Here is a 17,677-nt window from a genome sequence, read left to right as displayed (position 1 = left end):
GAAGCCTCCCATGCACACTCCCGCCCAGATTCGCGTCCGTGGTCGGCATCTTCATGCCGCCCTCGACCAGGTGATTGAACAGAGGAGATGGAGCTCGCAGAAGCGGCGGGCGTACCAGTGGCGCATGCTGCGCGCCCTGGTGCAGCATGCGCATGATCACATTCCGCTCTATCAGCGGCTGTTTGCCAAGACGGGATTCACCCCCGCGATCCTCGGCGACTGGGACGATCTTTCGAAGCTCCCAATCCTCAGCAAAGCGGACCTGCGGGCAGCCACACGGGAGGATTTGATCGCCAAGGACATCTGTGGTGAGGTTCGCTGGCTGGCTTCCTCTGGCTCCACCGGAATTCCGGCCAGCATGGCTCGCACAGAACTGTCGCTCTGGCATTACATGGCTTGCAACACGGCACTGTTCTACGAGTGGTGCCAGGGCAGGCCGCTCAGCAATGGTCTCTATCTCGTCGATATGGCTCCAGACAGCATCGACTTTGCCACCGCTGACCTCCTGCGCACGACCGTGCCGGATTCACGTATTTTTTCCGTGCACGATCCCGTCTCCAAACTCTCGCGCGAACTTCTGAAAGCCGCGCCAGAATTCATTTCCTCCTACCCATCCACCCTTCGTGCGATCGCGCTGGATCTTCGCGCACAAAAAACCGTCATGGGCAAGACCCGTCTCATCCATCTTACCTCGGAGATGCTGGATGCCCACACGCGGCATTTGCTGGGGCAGGTCTTTCCAAATGCACGCCTCATTGAAACTTATACCAGCACAGAAGGTGGCCTTGTCGCCTGGCAGTGCGTGCAGGGCTCATGCTGGCACATAGCGGAGGGCAATGTTCTCTGCGAGATCGTGGATGAAAATGGTCAGCCAACCTCCGGGCTCGGACACATTGTCATCACGGATCTCACCAATACGGCCACTCCGATTCTGCGCTACGGCGGGCTGGGTGATCTGGCCCGCTGGGAGCCTGAGCCCTGTGCCTGTGGCAGCAGTGCACGCAGCATCCGGCAGATCGAAGGCCGAAGGGCCGCCATGCTGTGTGCTCCCGGAGGGAACTGGGTGTCGCCTTATGTGATCACGAATGCCATCGAGGCGGTTCCTGGCCTGGCTCAGTATCAGGTTTTGCAAAAGCAGCCCGGCCTGCTCGAGGTGCGAATGGTGGCTGAGGCCGGGGCCGCGTGTCACCTGGTTGAAAAAGGAGTGAAAAGCGCGATCGAAGCCGCGCTCGGCAGCCCGGTCGAATTGCAGCTAAGCTTCGTTTCCACGATTGCCGCGCCTCCGGGATCGCATAAGGTGCCGCTGGTGATTTCAGAACTTTCCCTTGCCGCATGAACCGAATGCTCGACCACACTCTGCGTGGTTACGGGCAGATGCTCGTGGCGAACAGCCGCATCACTGGTGTTTGTGTGATCATCGGGCTGTTTGTTCTTTCCATGGAGACTGCGTTGATGAGCCTGGCCGGTGCGCTGCTCATCTCCGCATTCGCGCACTGGCGTGCGCAGGATGACAGCGTGCTCAAGACCGGGCTCTTCAGTGTCAATGGCGCGCTTCTGGGTGCTTTTTGGCATCTTTTTCCGCAGGTGCCTCTCTGGACACAGGCGCTCGCCACGGTGCTCGGCTGTGCCGGCATGGCCTTTGTGTTTGTGCCTATGGCAGAGCGTATGCACGAAAAAAGGTCTCCCTATGTCCTTTTCAGCCTGCCTTATGTCGCCGCGGCCTGGGCAGTGCTGACGGCGTTGATTTTTTTTGGTGTCCATGATGCCGAGCTCACACGCGGCTGGCGTGAGCTCCTCGCCAACCGTTTTGAAAAAGCGGAAAAGCACTTTCTCAACACGGAAGTCAGCACCGATATGGCGGAGGCTTATCGCTGCGCGGGGCTCGGCTGGAGTTTGTATCGCCGCGGGGACCAGCCCGGTGCGCAGACGGCTTTTTCGAGAGTGCTCTCCCTCAAAATTGGAGTCGCGGATGCCTATGATGGCCTGGGCTGGAGCCGCTTTCGTCAGGGACGCTATGATGATGCAGCGCTGGCGTTTCGGCGTGCCGTTGCACTGGATTCGTTTTTTGCCGACTCATGGGATGGTCTCGGCTGGTGTGCGTTGCAGGCTGGCAAGCCGGACGAGGCCCGCCATCACTTCACCACGGCTGCACTCTGCGCCCCGTTTTTTGCAGACGCCTACACGGGCTTTGCTGCGACCTTGTCCGGAGGGAGTGTCCAGAAATATGCAAAATCATGGGGAGGCTTTCTCAGCAGCCATCTCAGCCAGAAGACACAGTTTATCTCGACCCGTGTGCTGCTTTGCTGGCTCTGGTTTTTCATTGGCATCCTCTGGCATTCACGCACAAGCGCCATGGTGGCTCTTTCGGCTGTCCTGGTCTGTGTGGCGGGCTCATGGTGGATGCCTGTCTTTGGTGACCCTGCCTTCGCCATAAACGTGGTTGTTCTTGCTCTGGCTTTAGGCGGCCACTATCTGCGGCTTAATGCAAAGACGGTCGTCTGGATGCTGGCCGTCACTCTGGCAATGGCGCTTGTGTGGGAGCCTCTCACCGGCGCTTTGCTCCGCCTGGCATTGCTGCCGCTCTGCCTGCCGTTCAATGCAGCGCTTCTTGGCAGCGTCGCCTTCTTTGGCTGGCTGCACCGCCGCGGCCTGCGGGATGAGCGCGTCCCCATAGACTGGGCGTCCTGCACGCCCGCGCAGATCCGCGTTTTTTCAGCACAAAAAGAAGTGGCAGACGGCTGCTGGAACAGGCTTAACAAAGCAGATGAGGAGAGCGCGCAGCCACCGGCTGTGTCTTCACCTCAGCTTTCGTCCGAAGTGAACCTCAAAGTAAACGCCCAGTGATTCTGCCAGCGCAACGGCAAAGCGGCGCTGATGTTCAGGCGTGTCACGCACATTGTTCCAAGGGCACTCCACCTGGATGGCGCTCACAGTGCCGCCTTTGCGCGAGCCATGGGCTGAGACGTCATACACGCCGCTGAAGTAGCCGGCCATGAAGGCCGGGCTGGTTTTGGACGGGCTCGGCAGACAGCGGAATCCCTGTGACTCCAGCAGTCCGCCAAGACTCTGCGGTCCTCGCACCAGTTCAGCGAAACTTTGTGGCGAGCGCTTGTCCAGATCTCGGATGCAGCTGGAGGCGATCAGAGCTGCATCAGCGTTCAGTTCAGCATCGGAATGCTTCAGCTGATCACCCTGGATGAGGTAGCCGAGTTCGATGCGCTGGTCGAGATGGCGGTGGCCATGAATGTCCAGCAGCAGCCCCATGCCGCTCTTCTTCATCACGCTGTCACAGGCTTTTTGTGCGCTGTCATGAAAACGGTGCCAGGCGGCGATGGAAATCGGATCCCCCTGCGCCGCTTCTTCCAGCTCCCGGTTTGGGTCAAGTTTTGTGCGGTGTAGCCGCGAGATAATCGCATGAGGCTTGCCGCCATAGCGAGTCGCCAGCTCCTCGATGATCATCTCAGCCAGTGGGATGGTGTTGGAGTCGGTGCCTGTGACGCCGTAGCGCCTCGCCAGCACGTTTGCTGGTTTCAGGCTGCCGCCATGGGGCACCGTGAGGATGATCGGCAGGGTTCCCGGGCGCACTTCGATGTAAGTTTCGAGTTCAGCCGTCTGGGCCTGCAGTACACCCGCGGAAACAAAAAGAAAAAACAGGATGCGCATGATCGCTGCCAGTGAAAGACAGTTCCTCGCGTACTGCCACGTTTTTTCTCGCATCATGATGACCCGACTGCTGCCCGCCCTCCTGCTTCTCTCCACTGCTTCCTATGCCGGCAACTGGCCCGAATGGCGCGGCCCGTCCGCCCAAGGCCATGCCAGTGCTTCAGGTCTGCCGGAGACATGGAGTGAGACCAGCAACGTGGCGTGGAAGACCGCGCTGCCGGGTCGTGGGCACTCGACCCCGGTCATGTGGGGGGAGCAGATTTGGCTGACGACAGCTTTGGAAACCGCCGCCACGGCGGAAGAGGCCAAGCGCAGGCTGGAAACGAACACCGGAGACCAGCCGCTGACGGTGCTGGGCTCTGTGAGCCTGCGTGCTGTCTGCGTGGACCGGGGCAGCGGCAAGATCCTGCACGACATCGAGCTGCTGAATGTGAAGGACCCGCAGTGGGCGCATCAGCTCAACAGCTATGCTTCGCCATCTCCGGTGCTGGAGGAGGGGCGGCTGTATGCGCATTTTGGTTCGTTTGGCACGGTGGCGCTGGATACGAAAACGCTCAAAGTACTGTGGAAAAACCAGGAGCTGAACGTGATGCATGAAAACGGGCCGGGCTCCACGGCGGTGCTGCATGGGGACAGGCTGATCGCGCACTTTGACGGCAGTGATGCGCAGTTCATCGCCGCCTTTGACAAGAACACCGGCAAGCTGGCGTGGAAGACACCGCGCAGCGGCGAGATGGACCCGCGCCCGCAGCAGCGCAAAGCCTATGGCACGCCGCTGGTGGCGACGATCAACGGACAGTCCCAGGTGGTCAGCTCGGCTGCGAACAACATCTATGGCTATGATCCTCAGACCGGCGCAGAGCTGTGGAAGATCCACTATGGAGAGCTGGGCTTTTCCATGTCCACCGTGCCTGTGGTGGATGAGCAGCAGATCTACTTCAGCACAGCATATGGAAAGTCCGCGGTGGTGGCGCTGAAATACGCGGGCCTCAAAACGCCGGAGGTGGCCTGGCGCAACAACAAGAACGCGCCCAAGATGTGCTCACCTGTGCTGCACGACGGCCTGATTTTCTATGTGGATGACGGCGGCATCGTGAGCTGTGTGGACACGAAGACGGGAGAGGCATACTACCGCGAACGCATCGGCGGCAAATACAGCTCCTCGCCGATTCTGGCAGATGGGAAGCTGTACTTCTGCAGCCGTGAGGGTGTCGTGACGATCGTGAACGCGACGAAGGAGTTCAAGATCCTGGCGCAGAACACGATGGATGGCGCGATCATGGCCAGCCCGATCGCGGATGGCGGTGCGCTGTTTATCCGCACGGACAAGGCGCTTTATAAGATCGGGAAGTGAGTCATTTGGGCTGGTGTGTTTGCGTCTGTGGCAGGCGAAGAGAAGAGCACCACTGACAAAAAAGGGCTTCATGGTGTGTTCCATGCAGCCCTTGATGAATTTCGAGAAGACAGATGTCCTACTTCAGCGCCTTGCGCAGCACGGGCTCGAAGATTTCGGCCTGGCGGAGGAAGCCCAGGTCGGTGCCGTGGGAGGCGTCGTTGGAGCCTTCGGCATCAGTGCCGTAGAGCGCGTCTCCTCCGATGTAGTGGAGATTGGCGACTTTTTCCTTCTTGAGCTGCTCGTAGGCGGCCTTGAGGGCGGCATGGTTGTCGTCGTGGAATTTGGCCTTGCCGGGGGTGATCCAGGAGTTGGTGAAGCGGCGGTCTTCGACGAGGATGATGGGGATGGTGGTGTGTTTGGAGCGGAGCTGCTTGACGAGCGGCACGCATTTGGCGGTGACGTCTGCGGGGCCCATGTTGGGCAGGCAGTCGATGACGATGGCGGCGGGGTCGAGTTCGTTGAGAAGGTCTCCCACAGCGGTGTCCATCTTGCCGTTGCCGGAGAAGCCGAGGTTCATCACCGGGCGGTCCAGATGGCGGCCAAGGATGGCGGTGTGAACCATGCCAGGGCGGGAGGCATTGGCGCCATGGGTGATGGAGGTGCCGTAGAAGACGATGGGTTTTTGACGCGGAGCGAGGCCTTCAAATTTGGCACCAGCGGGAACGCCGATCTCCAGTTTTTCCACCCCGTTGTAGAGCGGCAGGTAGGCGGCGAATTCGTGTTCGCCTGGAGCGATGTCGCTGATCATGATGGTCTCGACGTGCTGCTTGTCTGGCTTGGGGCAGGCGACCCAGCGCCACTCGCCTTTGGAGTCGCGTGCATAGAGGTCGAGACCGCTGACACCGGTGGCGGGCATGGCGGGAAGAGCGAGGTTGGCCTTGGAGAGATCGTAGCGGCAGTAGATGGCCTTGGCGTCTGTTTTGAAGCGGACCATCATGCCCGCGCTGTCGCGGCTGAGGCTCCACACGGCAGGAGTGACGGTCTTTTCCGCCTTGGCGGGGAAGCGGTCAAACCAGCGCTTGCGCTCCTGGTCCCCCCAGCCGCGTCCTTCGACGCCCCAGGTGGTCACGTCATGCCATTGCGCATCTGCAGGAATGGTGGGGCCTTTGGGCTTGGTGGCAGGCGCGGGTGCTTTGGGAGGGGCGGTTTGAGCGAGCAGCGAAGTGCTGACCAGGAGGGCGAGTAGAATGGCTGGTTTCATCAGGCGCATCTGTACGTTGGACAGATGCTTGTTCTCACGTCAATCGCGTGGGACAAGGGCATTGATAGATGCGGATGAAGCAGGCTTTTCAGCCACGCACTTTCGCGAGGGCCTTTTTGGTGGCCTCGTAAGCAGTTTTTTCCCAGGCCGGCAGAGAGCTGCGCGCGGCGGGGTTTTTCAGCGGTGGGACAGGGCCCGGGGCCATGGCGAGACTGCTGGCGATGGCTTTGCCGCTGCGTGCGTGAGTCAGAAAGCCGACACTGACACTCTGCTGGCTCATATCGGGCGTTGCCCACACACGAATGACGGTTTTGAGATGGTTGGCTGCAGCAAATTTTTTGACCTCGGCACGCTCATTGAAGGGATTCAGGCGCTGGGGAATCTGCTGCATCTTGGCGAAGGGCACGTAGTCAAAGGCACGGCTGTCGTTGAGAGCACGCTCCACACCTCGGCGTATCGCCTGATGTACACGCAGCTCCTCAGGAGAATCAGATTTGAAAAGAGGCAGAGCACGATCACCCGGGAGATCCCCGGTAGGACCTATGCCGATGGCTCCCGTGCGCACGTAGCGAAGACGGCTGAGGTTGCCTTCCGTGCATGAGGCCAGTGCGGCGGCTGTGAGCAGGCTGGCAAGGAGCAGTGTGAGGCGCTGATAAGTCGAGCTCATGTTGCGTTATGCCACGGAGCCGGGGCTTTGTCATGTGGTAACGGCCACTCAAAACAGCCCCTTGGAAAAGCACCACAAGCCAAACACACCTGCGACCGCGCCTAAAAGCAGAACCGGTCGCATCACCACCCCCCCAGGCCGAGCGAAAATCCGAACAGCAAGCCGCCCCCAACAAGCAGCAGCCCAAGTCCGGCCGCCGCCATTTTGAATGGAGCTGGCTCTGATGAGCGCCATCCGCTCAGCTCGCGCTTTTTCGTACATCTGCCGGGCCTTGGCGGCGGGTATTCCATTGACCTCCAGACGATGAAACACATCGTCACACGGTTCATCCCAGATGAACCATACGTCGCACGCCTTCGTAGATGCGATCTTTGTATTCGTCCGGCATGCACATTTGCCGCGGAGGAGCTTCCTACTTGCAAAGCAAAAACTCCTTGGCGTTTACCAGGCTCCAGGCGATGTCCTCCAGCGCAAGCCGCCGGTCCTTGGCGGAGGCAAGAAGGGCTTCCATGACTTTTGACTCGTCGGCGTTGGGTGCCCGGGTAAGAACAGCCCAGTAGAGATCCCGTATGACGGCGCCGTTGTCTGCATTTTTGGCCAGGGAGTGAAGCCGGTTGTATTTCTGGGAGACTGCGTTGCTGACCACGGGACCGCTGACGAACTGGAAGATCTGGCCGATGGAGGTATCTGCGGTGCGCTCGCACTCGCAGCTCAGTTCGCGTTTGGGACGGCCAAATTGAGCCAAGAAGGCCTCGGGCGACATGGGAGCGGGACCGCCACGGCCATTGGCAGGGCCGGGGATCTGGCTGGCACGGGTGCCGCGTTCCCAGCCATTGAAATCCGGGGTCACGCGCAGTGCTGAGTAAAGAGAATCCAGGAGCTGTTCGGCACTAAGGCGACGGGGCAGGTGATGGGAGTAATTGAGGAGGTCAGCGGCGTTGGTCTGGGTCGGAGTGCTGTCCAGCTGATAGGTGCGGCTCAGCATGATGGTGCGGATGAGATGGCGCAGATCAAAACCGCTGCGGACAAGATCCTGGGCGAGTTCTTCGAGAAGCTGGGGATGACTGGCAGGATTGGTGAGCCGCATGTCATCCACAGGATCGACCAGACCATGGCCCATGAGGTGGTACCAGATGCGGTTGGCCTGGGCTTTGGCGAAGAGGGGATGCTGCGGGCTTGTCAGCCAGTTTGCAGCCGCCTGCAGTTCGTCCTCTTTTTCGGCCAGCCTGGGCATGTCAGCTCCGAGGAACCGGGCCTGCGCCTTCTCGCCCGTGCGCGGATTTTGGAGATTCAGCTTTGCATTCAGAAAGACAACCTGCTCCCCGTTGAACTCATGCTTGTCGCTCTTGTCACGCGGCTTGATGTCTTCGAGTATCTTGTAGTCCACCCGGGCGAAGACTGCCGACCAGTTGTAGTAGTCATCCTGGGTCCAGCGGTCAAAGGGGTGGTTGTGGCACTGTGCGCATTGGAGGCGGGTGCCCAGAAATACCTGCGCCGCAGTGGTGGCGCGCAGCTCGGGGGTGCGGTTGGCGCGGTAAAAGTTCGTCTCGGGCTCATGGTAGGTGCTGCCGCGTGAGGCGAGCATCGCACGCACCATGTCATTGACAGGGCGGTTGCTCGCGATGCAGCTGCGAATCCAGCCATGGAATGCCCGCAGCCCCTTGGTGTCCAGAGTGCGAGATTCCACCTTCAGGACGTCAGACCATTTCAGAGTCCAGTAATCTGCAAACTCAGGCCGGACCATGAGCCGGTCGATCAAACGAGCACGTTTGTCGCGGTGAGTGTCGGCTTCAAAGGCGCGTGCTTCATCTGCGGGCGGGATCATGCCGCAGAGGTCTAGCCAGGCACGGCGTATGAAGACCTCATCGCTGCAGAGCGCGCTGGGGTTCATGCGCAGAGTCCGGAGTTTGCTGAAAATGTGCGAATCGATGTAGTTGCCGGGAAGCGGATGGCTCCAGGTGAAGGCGGGGCTGGCTTTGACAAAAGTCAGCCGTACTGGCACAGAATGGTTCAGGTAACGGACCAGCACGCCAGGTTCGCCAAATTGCAGGCGCCTGACCAGGCCGCTGCGGCTCACCTCCACGAGGCCGTTTTGCAGTGGCTCGTAGATGGAGCGCTCGGTGACGTCACGCTGCGAGCCATTGGCAAATGACGCCTGCACTTTGATCTGCACCCTGTCCTGTGGCTCGTCCAAGACGAGTTCGGAGGGGGTGACAGTCAGCTTGATGACTTCAGGGGCGTCGCTGTCAGCACGCGGCATTCCTGCGGCTATCCAGTCCCGCAGCACCTGGTACTCCCAGGTCTTTGGGTCGAGCTTCCTGCCCCCTTCGTGAGCGATCTGGTTGGATCCTTTCACCAGCAGCAGGCTGCGCTCCGGGGCGAACAAATTCACGCGGCGGCCCGAGACGTCACGGGCGAGCGCCTTAAAATCGAAATCGGGATCCTGGCCACGCAGAGAGAGCTTGAACCCGCCCTTGCCCGTCGCATTCCCATGGCAGGTACCCAGGTTGCACCCTGCTTTCGAGATGGCGGCCATCACATCATTGCGGAAGGACACGGCCTCGGCGGCAGACACCGCAGACGACAAAGCAAGGGTGATGCAAGCACCGACTAAGCTGGGAATGGAGCAGTTCACAGGGCCGCAAATAACGGCTCCCGGGCAGACAGTCTTCCAATCAGGCCGGGCAAAAACACCGGCGCGATTTCTCAAAACGGAATGTCATCATCTTCCATGCCGTCAGTGATCGGGCCTTCACCGAAGTCATCATGCTGCTGGGGTGGCGTTGCCGGACGCTGAGCCGGGCGCTGCTGCTGGGGGGCCGGGCGCTGGGCCGGGCGGGACTGCTGGGGACGATTGTAACCGCCGCCACCGCCACCATAACCGCCGCCGCCTCCGGAGTAGCCACCTTCGTCATCACCACCGCCACCACCGGAAGGAGCGCGGTCGCCACCAGGGCTGCCGAGGAACTGCATCTGCTCGCCTACGACGCGCATGCGGGTGCGCTTCTGGCCGGTCTGCTTGTCCTCCCAGGAATCCATCTGCAGGCGGCCTTCGATGAAGACCGGGCGGCCTTTGTGCAGGTACTTGCCGGCGAGTTCGGCCATCTTGGCCCAGAGCACGACGTCCACAAAGGTCACTTCCTCCACCTTTTCGCCGCTGTCGGAGGTGTACACACGGTTCACGGCGAGACCGATGTCACAGACCGCACTGCCCTTGGGCGTGTAGCGCACTTCGGGGTCGCGGGTCAGATTGCCGATGAGCATGACTTTGTTGTAGGAGGCCATAATGGGGCATCTTTGCCGCCCCCCGTGCCGGAGGGCAAGAATTTTGTCATTCTCGTGACGCGCAAACCCGTGCCATGCTGAGGACCGATGCAGGAACTCATTGACGGCTTCATTCTCCACCTGGCGACCGAGCGGGGTCTGTCCACGAACTACCAACTGCTGGTGCGGCGGGTGCTGGAGGCCTTTGCCTCGTGGTTCCAGACCACACATGACGCCGCAGCTGCGGCGGCTGTGACGACGGACCACCTGAGCGGCTACCTGGCCCAGCGCAAGAAAGACGGCGTGGCGGCCTCTTCTGCGAGGGTCGAGCTCATCGCCCTCAAAATTTTTTTCCGCTGGCTCACAGCCCGGCGGGTCATTGCTGCCGACCCTGCCGACCCCATTCTGCCGCCCCGGCAGGAAAAGCGCCTGCCAGACTCCTTGAACGAGCAGGATGTGCGCAGCCTCGTCGAGTCCGTGAACGGCACGGCCCCGCTGGACCGGCGGGACCGGGCGATTTTGGAGCTGTTTTACGCCAGCGGCGTGCGCCTGTCAGAGCTGGCGGATGCTCGGCTGGAAAATCTCAGCCTGGAGGAGGGCTGGATCCGTGTGACTGGCAAGGGGGGCAAAACCCGGCTTTGCCCCGTAGGCGGCGCGGCACGGGAGGCGATCGCAGCCTATGTGCAGCATGCGCGTCCGGAATTGGTGGGGCCTAAAACCCAGAGCCACATCTTCATCTCGCGTCATGGTGCCAGGCTGACGACCGCCCGCATCCAGCAGATCGTGAAGGAGCGTGCCGCACTTTGCGGCCTGGACCCCGCCCGCGTTCACCCTCACCTGCTGCGGCACAGCTTTGCCACGCACCTGCTGAACAACGGCGCAGACCTGCGCGTGATCCAGGAAATGCTCGGCCATGCAGACATCTCAACCACACAAATTTACACGCATGTGGATCAGGCACGGCTCAAGGAGGTGCACCGGCGGTTTCACCCGAGGGCATGAGCCGCAACGTCTCCCATGCGGGCATACACCTCGCGGCCGGCCCTGCTGTGTTCGAGCAAATCGTCCGAGAACCTTATTTTGCCAGGCTCAAAGATCGTGATGAAGCACGAGCCGCCGAAGCGGAAGTAACCTTTCTCGGCCCCCTTTTGGACCGGGGTCTCCGGCGTGTAGGTTTGCATGATCGAGCCGACACAGGTGGCGCCCACCTCCAGCAGCAGCACATCGCCCAGCCCCGCGCTGCGCAGGAGGGTGATTTCACGTTTGTTTTCCCAGTGGATGCTGGCGCGGCGGCGCAGGGCGATGGGGCTCACCGAATACAGGGGGCCGTTGATCAGGCGGGCGGCTCCCGGGGTGCCTGCGCAGGGAAAGTGAAAGCGGTGGTAGTCCACCGGGCACAGGCGGGAGATCAGCATGCTGCCGTGGCCAAAGCGTTCGGCCAAGCCAGCGTCTCTGAGCAGCGCGGAGAGGTCAAAGCGGGTGCCTTTGATGAAAAAGTCGTCACAACGGGTGATGTCCGGCAGGACCAAGTGGCGGCCGTCCGCAGGGAGGCAGATGACATCGTCTCCCGGGGCTGTGGGCCTGGCCTGCGGCTTGAGCTTGCGGTAAAAGAATTCGTTGAAGGTGCGGAAGGAGTCCGGGGCATCGGCGAATTCGCCGATGTCCACTCCGTAGGAGGCCAGAAACGGGGCGATTTTTGCCCGGCTGGCCGGGGCGTCCATACGGCGTCCATACCAGCGGGAAAAAGCCGCCCTTTTCACCAGCGCATGCAGCGGCAGGGCTCCCAGCGGGTTCTCATAGGTGAAGCGCAGAAAACCCTCCCCATAAACGGCTTCTGTTTCGAGCCGGCCGGTGAGCCGATTGAAAAAAGTGATGGGTGTTGCTGGCATGGGACTTGTTCACATAATGCCAAGCCAAGAAAACGCCACACGAACAAAACTGGCGACAATGCTGATTCGAGGCATAGTCGCGGCCCCTTCCAGCCTGAAACGTATGACCGAAACCGAAGCCAGCCCCGACAACCAGCCGTCAAAATCCAGCGGCTTGGTTGACCTTTCCGATTTGAAACTGATGCCTGCATGGGTGGGCGAGTTCGGCAAGGAAGACAAGATAAAGCAACGCTACGCCGATGCAGAAGACCGCCCGCAGCGCGGTGGCCGTGATGACCGCCGTGGCGGTGGTGGCGGATTCGGAGGCCGTGATGATCGCCGTGGCCCGCCTCCGCGCCGCGATGGCCCTGGCGGTGGTCCGCGTCCGGCAGGGGGCGGCGGTTTCCGCCCTCGTGGAGAAGGCGGCCCGCCGCGCCGTGAGGGTGATGACCGCCGAGGCCCCCCGCGCCGCTTCGGAGATCGCGACCGCTCCGGCCCCCCGCAGCGTGAGTGGGTGGAGATTCCGAAGGACGTGCAGATCACCATTTTCCCTGAGGACAAGGCGGTGGATGCCCTCGCCTCGCACGTGCGCCAGACGGGGCATGCGTTCAGCATGTTCGACGCCTCACGCCTCCTTCTGGCTGGCGGTGACCGCTTTATGGTGCGCTTCCGCTGTGCGGAGGAGCGTGCCACGGGCCTCTACCATGTGCCAGCGGACGGCAGTCTCTTCCTTTCACGTGATGAAGCGCTCAACCATGTGCTGCGCAGTGCCGCACTGGATGAGTTTTACCGTGTGGAGGAGATCGAGCTCGAAGCGCCTAAAGGCGAGTTTGCCTCCGTGGCCGTCTGTGGCATGAGCGGCGAGATCATCGCACCGCCGAGCCACCACAGCTACCAGACCGGCGTCATCCGGCTGCATCGCGAGCGTTTCTCGAACATGCCGCTCGAAGACTTCAAGCGTCGCATCCGTGTGGAGTCCAACCCCGAGCTTGTCGCAAAGTGGAAGGAAAACATGAGCAAAGGCCGCCGCTGGGTGTGCCTCAAGGGCGAAGTGCCCGAGGGCGGTGAGCCGCTCGCGCTGAGCTCCCGTGCCGACATGGAGGCGCATTTCCGCCTCACCTTTGGCAACGACGCCGTCATTGAGGTGCGTGACGCCACCGTGCCAGGAAACATCGACAAGCAGAAGCTCGCGCATGTCTTTTTCATCATGCTGCGCCAGGCGGTGGATGCGGCGCGGAAGCATCTGTTTGAAATTTCCCAGAAGCTCGGTGCCGGGCTGGAACGCCGTGGCTTGAAGCTTTTCAAGCGTCGTGCCGGCAAGCAGTTCGTCTGCCGTGTGAAGCCGCGCGCCATCGAGCCTGGCATGGTTTTCTCAGACCGTCTTGCTCAGATCGTGGAGCAGCTGAAGGTCAGCCATGGCATGCCCATGCAGAAGCTGGTGGAAGCCATCGTGCCGTCTCCCGAAGCCCCGGCTGGTACGGCTCCCGACGCGCCGAAGCACCCCACGGACGAGCAGATTGCCGTCATCAAAGACATTCGCTGGCTCGCCAACGAAGGCTACGTTATCGAATACAGCGACGGCATGGTCTTCCTCGGCGTGCAGGGCGAGCCCGCAGCCGCGAAAAAGGAAGGCGCTGCTGACAAGGAGGCTGCGCCCAAGCCGTCTGCTGAACCTGCACAGGAGTCAGCTCCGGTGGAGGAGTCTCTGGCGGAAGAAGCGATGGCCGAGGAAGCTGAAGTGGCGCTGGCATCTCCGCCAGCCGAAGAGCCTGCCAAGGTCGAAGTGGTCGGAGAACAACCGGCACCCGAGGCTGAGCCTGCGCTGAAAGAACCTCCGACGGAAGAATCCATCGAGGAAACAGTGCTGGCGGAAGAGGCCGAAACCGAGCTGGCAAAATCCTCGGCTGAAGAAGAGGCTGCCCAATAAGCAACGTTTTCAGAGTTCATCTGGCAAGGCCGCGCGGTCAGCGCGGCCTTGTTTTTGTGCGGCGTACTGGCGTTTCCCAGAGCGAGCTAGCGCGCGCGAGTGCTTTCCACGGCCCAGAGCATCTTCACCGTCTGCACGGCGGCTTTGACGTTGTGTACACGGAAGATCTGCGCACCCCGGTGCATGCCTGCGGCGATGCATGCCTGAGTGCCTGCATCGCGTTCCAAGGCCGGGATGCCCAGCACATCGCCGATGACCGTTTTGCGTGACACCGGCAGCAGGATGGGGCGCTCGAAGCGGTGAAGGCGCTGGAGATCGCGGTAGATCGTGAGGTTGTCGTCTTTCTGTTTGGCGAAGTCGATGCCGGGATCGAGCACGATGTTTTCGCGCGGCAGGCCCACACTCTCCGCCAGCACGAGGCGCTGGGTGAAGAAGTGGTCCAGCGTGTCCATGATGCTGCCATACTGCACATGCGTGTGCGGCACCTTGGGCTGGCCGACGCTGTGCATGATCAGAAGACCGGCATTGTGCTCCGCGCAGAGCTTGGCGTTGAAGGCATCCGGCAGGCCGCTGATGTCATTGATGAGGTCGCCCCCACGAGGCAGCACCTCGGCGATGACATCGCTGCGCCAGGTGTTGATGGAGAGCAGCGGTGAGTTGAAGCGGGAGCCGAGCTCCGGCCATTTTTCGAGGAAAGGCAGCAGGCGGTCGATCTCCTCCTGAACGCTGATGGGCTCGCGGTTGGTGCGGGCACTTTCCGCGCCGATGTCGATGATGTCCGCACCTTCCTGAAGCTGCTGTTTGGCCTGTGCGAGCGCCAGCGTGGGGTCCAGGGTACCGTCTCCGCAGAAGGAGTCGTCGTTGATGTTGATGATGCCCATCACCAGCGGTCGGCGGGGGAACTCAATGCGGTGCTGGCGGGCTTGGAGGATCATAGCGGCCAGGCCTCCGGCAGAGGGACCACCTTGCGCTGGCGTTTCTCAAAGCGGACGGTGGTGGTGTAACCGACGCTGCGGACCAGATTGAGAGCCTGGTTGAAGTCCACGCCCACGTCCGTGGGAATGTGGGCGTCTGAGTTGATGACGATGGGGACTTTGGCTGCAAAGGCCATCTCGAGCATCTCGCGGGCGGGGTAGATCTCGCGCACGTCTTTACGCAGGCCGGCAGTGCTGACTTCCAGAATGCCATCGGTATCCACCAATGCCTGGATGACGGGCTCGTAGTAGTGGCGCAAATCGCCGGAGGGTCGGAGACCGAAGCGCTTGGCGAGGTCGGGGTGGGCGTGGAAGTCGAACTGGCGGGTACGGATCATCTGCTCGTAGAGTTTCCAGTACATGCCCCACATGTGCTCAATGTCGGAAGCCGTTCGCCAGCGGGAGACGTGCTGGGGGTCGTCCACGGCAATGCCGTCGTGGATGTAATGCACGCTGCCGATGAGGTAGTCCCATTCGGCCATGGCGGCGGTTTCATCGATCCACTTTTGATAACCCTCGATGTGGTCGCACTCGAGGGCGAGGCGGATGGGGAAATCCGGCAGCGCCGCACGGGCTTCGTTCACCAGATCAAAGTAGCGCGGCAGGTCGGAGAGCGGCATGCGCCAGTTGTCATAGATCTCCGGCATGGGGTTGTGGTCGGAGAGGCCGATCTCCGCGAGGCCGATGCTCCGGGCGTGCCGTGCGTAGTCGATGGGGTTGCCCTCGGCATGCAGACAGAGCGGCGTGTGCGTGTGGTAGTCGGTGAGCATGGGAGTTTTTCGCTGCATTGGGCGAGCTGGCAAGTTGATCGCACCGCATTTCGCGGGCATGAGAGAGGCATGGCCAAACTCCAAGCCTTCATTTTCGACCTCGACGGCACGCTGATCGACTCGCTCGCGGACATCGCGGAATCCATCAACCGCATGCTGGACGCGCGGGGGTATCCGCGTTGCGAGCAGGGGGTGTTTAAGCAGATGGTGGGAGACGGGATGGAAAAACTGGTGGAGCGTGCACTGCCGGAGGCGGTGCGCAGCGAGGCGCTGATCAAGGTCTGTACCGAGGAATATCGGGCGCAGTATGATCTTCTCTGGCATGAGCAGACACGGCCGTATGAGGGCATCGTGGAGATGCTGGCGGAAATGAAGCTGCGTGGGATGAAACTGGGCGTCATTTCGAACAAGTCTCACCGCTTTACCGTGCCGATGACGGAGCATTTCTTTGGGACGCAGGTGTTTGACCACATCCTGGGCCAGCGCGCCGAAGTGCCTCGTAAGCCGGATCCTGCAGGCGCGCACGAGATGGCGGCCTTTCTGGGGCTGCAGACGAACGAAATGGCCTATGTGGGAGACTCGGGCATCGACATGCAGTTTGCCCGAAGCAGCGGCATGCGTGCGGTGGGCGTGCGCTGGGGATTTCGCAGCGAGGCGGAGCTGCGCGAGTGCGGGGCGGAGGTGCTTATTTCCCGGGCTGCGGATTTGTTCGATCTTTGCTAAAAATATAGTTTCCGCTGGTACTTGAGCGCTGGTGGAGGTCCGTTAGTGTCGGGGCGCTGTGAAATTTCAAACCTCCCTTTCCCTGACGCGTGCCGCACTTCTTCTCGGTACGGTGTTGCTTGCCTCCTGTCAGCTGTTTCGCAAAAAGCCGCCGGCACCTCCGCCTGAACCGGTTAAGGAAGTGTGGAAATACCCGGGTGAGTGGAGCGGCGGGAACAAGCCCATCACGAGCATGGTCATCAATGTGGATGTGCAGCGTGCCATGCTCTACAGCGGCAGAGATCTTGTCGGCTGGACCTACTTCGCCAGCGGCATTCCCAGCTTTCCGACACCCACAGGGAACTTCAAAATCCTTGAGAAGGTGAAAGACAAGGTCTCGAATCTCTACGGCAAGGGCTTCGACAAAGACGGCAAGCTGGTGAACTCCGACTTCAAACAGGGCCGTGATCTGCTGCCGGAAGGCGGCCATTTTGAACCCGCCAAGATGACCTACTTCATGCGCCTCACCGGCGACGGCGTCGGCATGCACATCGGCCCGATTCCAAAGCCCGGACGGCGTGCTTCGCATGGCTGCATCCGTCTGCCATCCAAAATGGCACCCATCCTGTTTGAGCATACCGCCGTTGGTACACCGGTCACCATCACAGGCAACGGGCCGGATTATGCGACCTACCTCAAGCAATCGGCTGAAAAGGCGAAAGCCAACGCTGCAAAGCTGGCTGCGTCGAAAAAGAAAGCTGAAGAAGCGGCCGCTGCGGCCGCAGCCGCTACTTCGCTGGCCCCGGATGATCCCAACGGACCCAAGGGCGGAGTCGTGACGCCACCTGCGGGGACGACGCCTCCGCTAGGAGCACCTCCGGGCACGCCTGCCTCGCCACCGGTTGAAGTGAAACCGGCAGAGCCTGTCAATCCGGTGCCACCCGTGAATAACTAAACGGCAGCAAGCTCGGTCAAGAAGGGGGCGGCAGAAATGCCGCCCTTAACTTTTGTGATGGCCAGACGCAGGCCAGCTCATGTTTGTGACCAAGGCTGGCCGCCCGCGCAGCGCGTGGCTGTATGGTGAAACCGGTCTCGCAGACGGACCTGAGTTTCGCGGCCCGATGCAAAATCCAGACTGCAGCCAGTTGCTGCTTTCACTCAGGAACCTCTGTCATCCTTGACTGGCTCCTGCATGTCTCACAGGTCATTTGAGAAACCAACCTGCTGCAGCTATGACTGCCCACC

Annotated in this window: 15 protein-coding genes; 7 read left to right on the top strand and 8 right to left on the bottom strand. The window is 61.1% G+C overall.

The annotated features are described in order from the left end of the window. Positions 1-10: 10 nt before the first annotated feature. Together ACFQDI_RS09620 and ACFQDI_RS09615 are read left to right on the top strand one after the other, a co-directional pair. Positions 11-1,336: a phenylacetate--CoA ligase family protein gene (locus tag ACFQDI_RS09620; protein ID WP_377165874.1), complete on the top strand. Its 1,326-nt coding sequence runs from the start codon at positions 11-13 to the stop codon at positions 1,334-1,336. Continuing rightward, the gene (locus tag ACFQDI_RS09615; RefSeq protein WP_377165872.1) at positions 1,333-2,844 is read left to right on the top strand and encodes an urea transporter; all 1,512 of its coding nucleotides are present in this window, start codon (positions 1,333-1,335) and stop codon (positions 2,842-2,844) included. The genes ACFQDI_RS09620 and ACFQDI_RS09615 overlap by 4 nt, the downstream gene beginning before the upstream one ends. On the opposite strand, the gene ACFQDI_RS09610 is transcribed toward ACFQDI_RS09615, so the two are convergent. Next, a complete protein-coding gene (locus tag ACFQDI_RS09610; RefSeq protein ID WP_377165870.1) occupies positions 2,797-3,663 on the bottom strand; it encodes a hypothetical protein in 867 nt (288 codons plus the stop codon). The genes ACFQDI_RS09615 and ACFQDI_RS09610 overlap by 48 nt on opposite strands. Before the next feature lie 55 nt (positions 3,664-3,718). Here ACFQDI_RS09610 and ACFQDI_RS09605 point away from each other — a divergent pair, with 55 nt between their 5' ends. Next, on the top strand, positions 3,719-5,017 hold the full coding sequence (locus ACFQDI_RS09605; RefSeq protein ID WP_377165868.1) for a PQQ-binding-like beta-propeller repeat protein: 1,299 nt from the start codon (positions 3,719-3,721) through the stop codon (positions 5,015-5,017). Between the two features lie 118 nt (positions 5,018-5,135). On the opposite strand, the gene ACFQDI_RS09600 is transcribed toward ACFQDI_RS09605, so the two are convergent. From ACFQDI_RS09600 to ACFQDI_RS09585, 4 genes are all read right to left on the bottom strand, one after another. After that, positions 5,136-6,260 carry an SGNH/GDSL hydrolase family protein gene (locus tag ACFQDI_RS09600; RefSeq protein WP_377165866.1) on the bottom strand — a complete coding sequence of 375 codons (1,125 nt, stop codon included), beginning with the start codon at positions 6,258-6,260 and terminating at the stop codon, positions 5,136-5,138. 88 nt (positions 6,261-6,348) lie between these two features. Further along, on the bottom strand, positions 6,349-6,927 hold the full coding sequence (locus ACFQDI_RS09595) for a hypothetical protein (protein WP_377165864.1): 579 nt from the start codon (positions 6,925-6,927) through the stop codon (positions 6,349-6,351). Positions 6,928-7,339: 412 nt separating this feature from the next. Next, positions 7,340-9,562: a DUF1549 and DUF1553 domain-containing protein gene (locus ACFQDI_RS09590; protein ID WP_377165862.1), complete on the bottom strand. Its 2,223-nt coding sequence runs from the start codon at positions 9,560-9,562 to the stop codon at positions 7,340-7,342. Between the two features lie 71 nt (positions 9,563-9,633). Next, the gene (locus ACFQDI_RS09585; RefSeq protein WP_377165860.1) at positions 9,634-10,212 is read right to left on the bottom strand and encodes a single-stranded DNA-binding protein; all 579 of its coding nucleotides are present in this window, start codon (positions 10,210-10,212) and stop codon (positions 9,634-9,636) included. Positions 10,213-10,299: 87 nt separating this feature from the next. Between ACFQDI_RS09585 and ACFQDI_RS09580 the strand changes: the two genes are divergently transcribed. After that, a complete protein-coding gene (locus tag ACFQDI_RS09580; protein ID WP_377165858.1) occupies positions 10,300-11,193 on the top strand; it encodes a tyrosine recombinase in 894 nt (297 codons plus the stop codon). On the opposite strand, the gene ACFQDI_RS09575 is transcribed toward ACFQDI_RS09580, so the two are convergent. Beyond that, on the bottom strand, positions 11,178-12,080 hold the full coding sequence (locus ACFQDI_RS09575; protein WP_377165856.1) for a phosphatidylserine decarboxylase: 903 nt from the start codon (positions 12,078-12,080) through the stop codon (positions 11,178-11,180). The two genes, ACFQDI_RS09580 and ACFQDI_RS09575, sit on opposite strands and share 16 nt — an antisense overlap. A 103-nt stretch (positions 12,081-12,183) precedes the next feature. Here ACFQDI_RS09575 and ACFQDI_RS09570 point away from each other — a divergent pair, with 103 nt between their 5' ends. After that, positions 12,184-13,986: a hypothetical protein gene (locus ACFQDI_RS09570; protein WP_377165854.1), complete on the top strand. Its 1,803-nt coding sequence runs from the start codon at positions 12,184-12,186 to the stop codon at positions 13,984-13,986. A gap of 86 nt (positions 13,987-14,072) precedes the next feature. On the opposite strand, the gene folP is transcribed toward ACFQDI_RS09570, so the two are convergent. Next, a complete protein-coding gene (folP, locus tag ACFQDI_RS09565) occupies positions 14,073-14,921 on the bottom strand; it encodes a dihydropteroate synthase (protein ID WP_377165852.1) in 849 nt (282 codons plus the stop codon). Beyond that, positions 14,918-15,748, bottom strand: coding sequence for a histidinol-phosphatase HisJ family protein (locus tag ACFQDI_RS09560; protein WP_377165850.1), 831 nt, complete (start codon positions 15,746-15,748; stop codon positions 14,918-14,920). Before ACFQDI_RS09560 ends, folP begins: the two co-directional genes overlap by 4 nt. Positions 15,749-15,799: 51 nt before the next feature. On the opposite strand from ACFQDI_RS09560, the gene ACFQDI_RS09555 reads away from it, so the two are divergent. Continuing rightward, the gene (locus ACFQDI_RS09555; RefSeq protein WP_377165848.1) at positions 15,800-16,453 is read left to right on the top strand and encodes an HAD family hydrolase; all 654 of its coding nucleotides are present in this window, start codon (positions 15,800-15,802) and stop codon (positions 16,451-16,453) included. Positions 16,454-16,511: 58 nt separating this feature from the next. Then, positions 16,512-17,387 carry a L,D-transpeptidase gene (locus ACFQDI_RS09550; RefSeq protein WP_377165846.1) on the top strand — a complete coding sequence of 292 codons (876 nt, stop codon included), beginning with the start codon at positions 16,512-16,514 and terminating at the stop codon, positions 17,385-17,387. Positions 17,388-17,677 lie beyond the last annotated feature (290 nt).

The organism is Prosthecobacter fluviatilis (assembly GCF_042655725.1).
Lineage (GTDB): Bacteria > Verrucomicrobiota > Verrucomicrobiia > Verrucomicrobiales > Verrucomicrobiaceae > Prosthecobacter > Prosthecobacter fluviatilis.
Note: the sequence above shows the minus strand (reverse complement) of the source record. Positions and strands in the feature narration are given on the sequence as shown.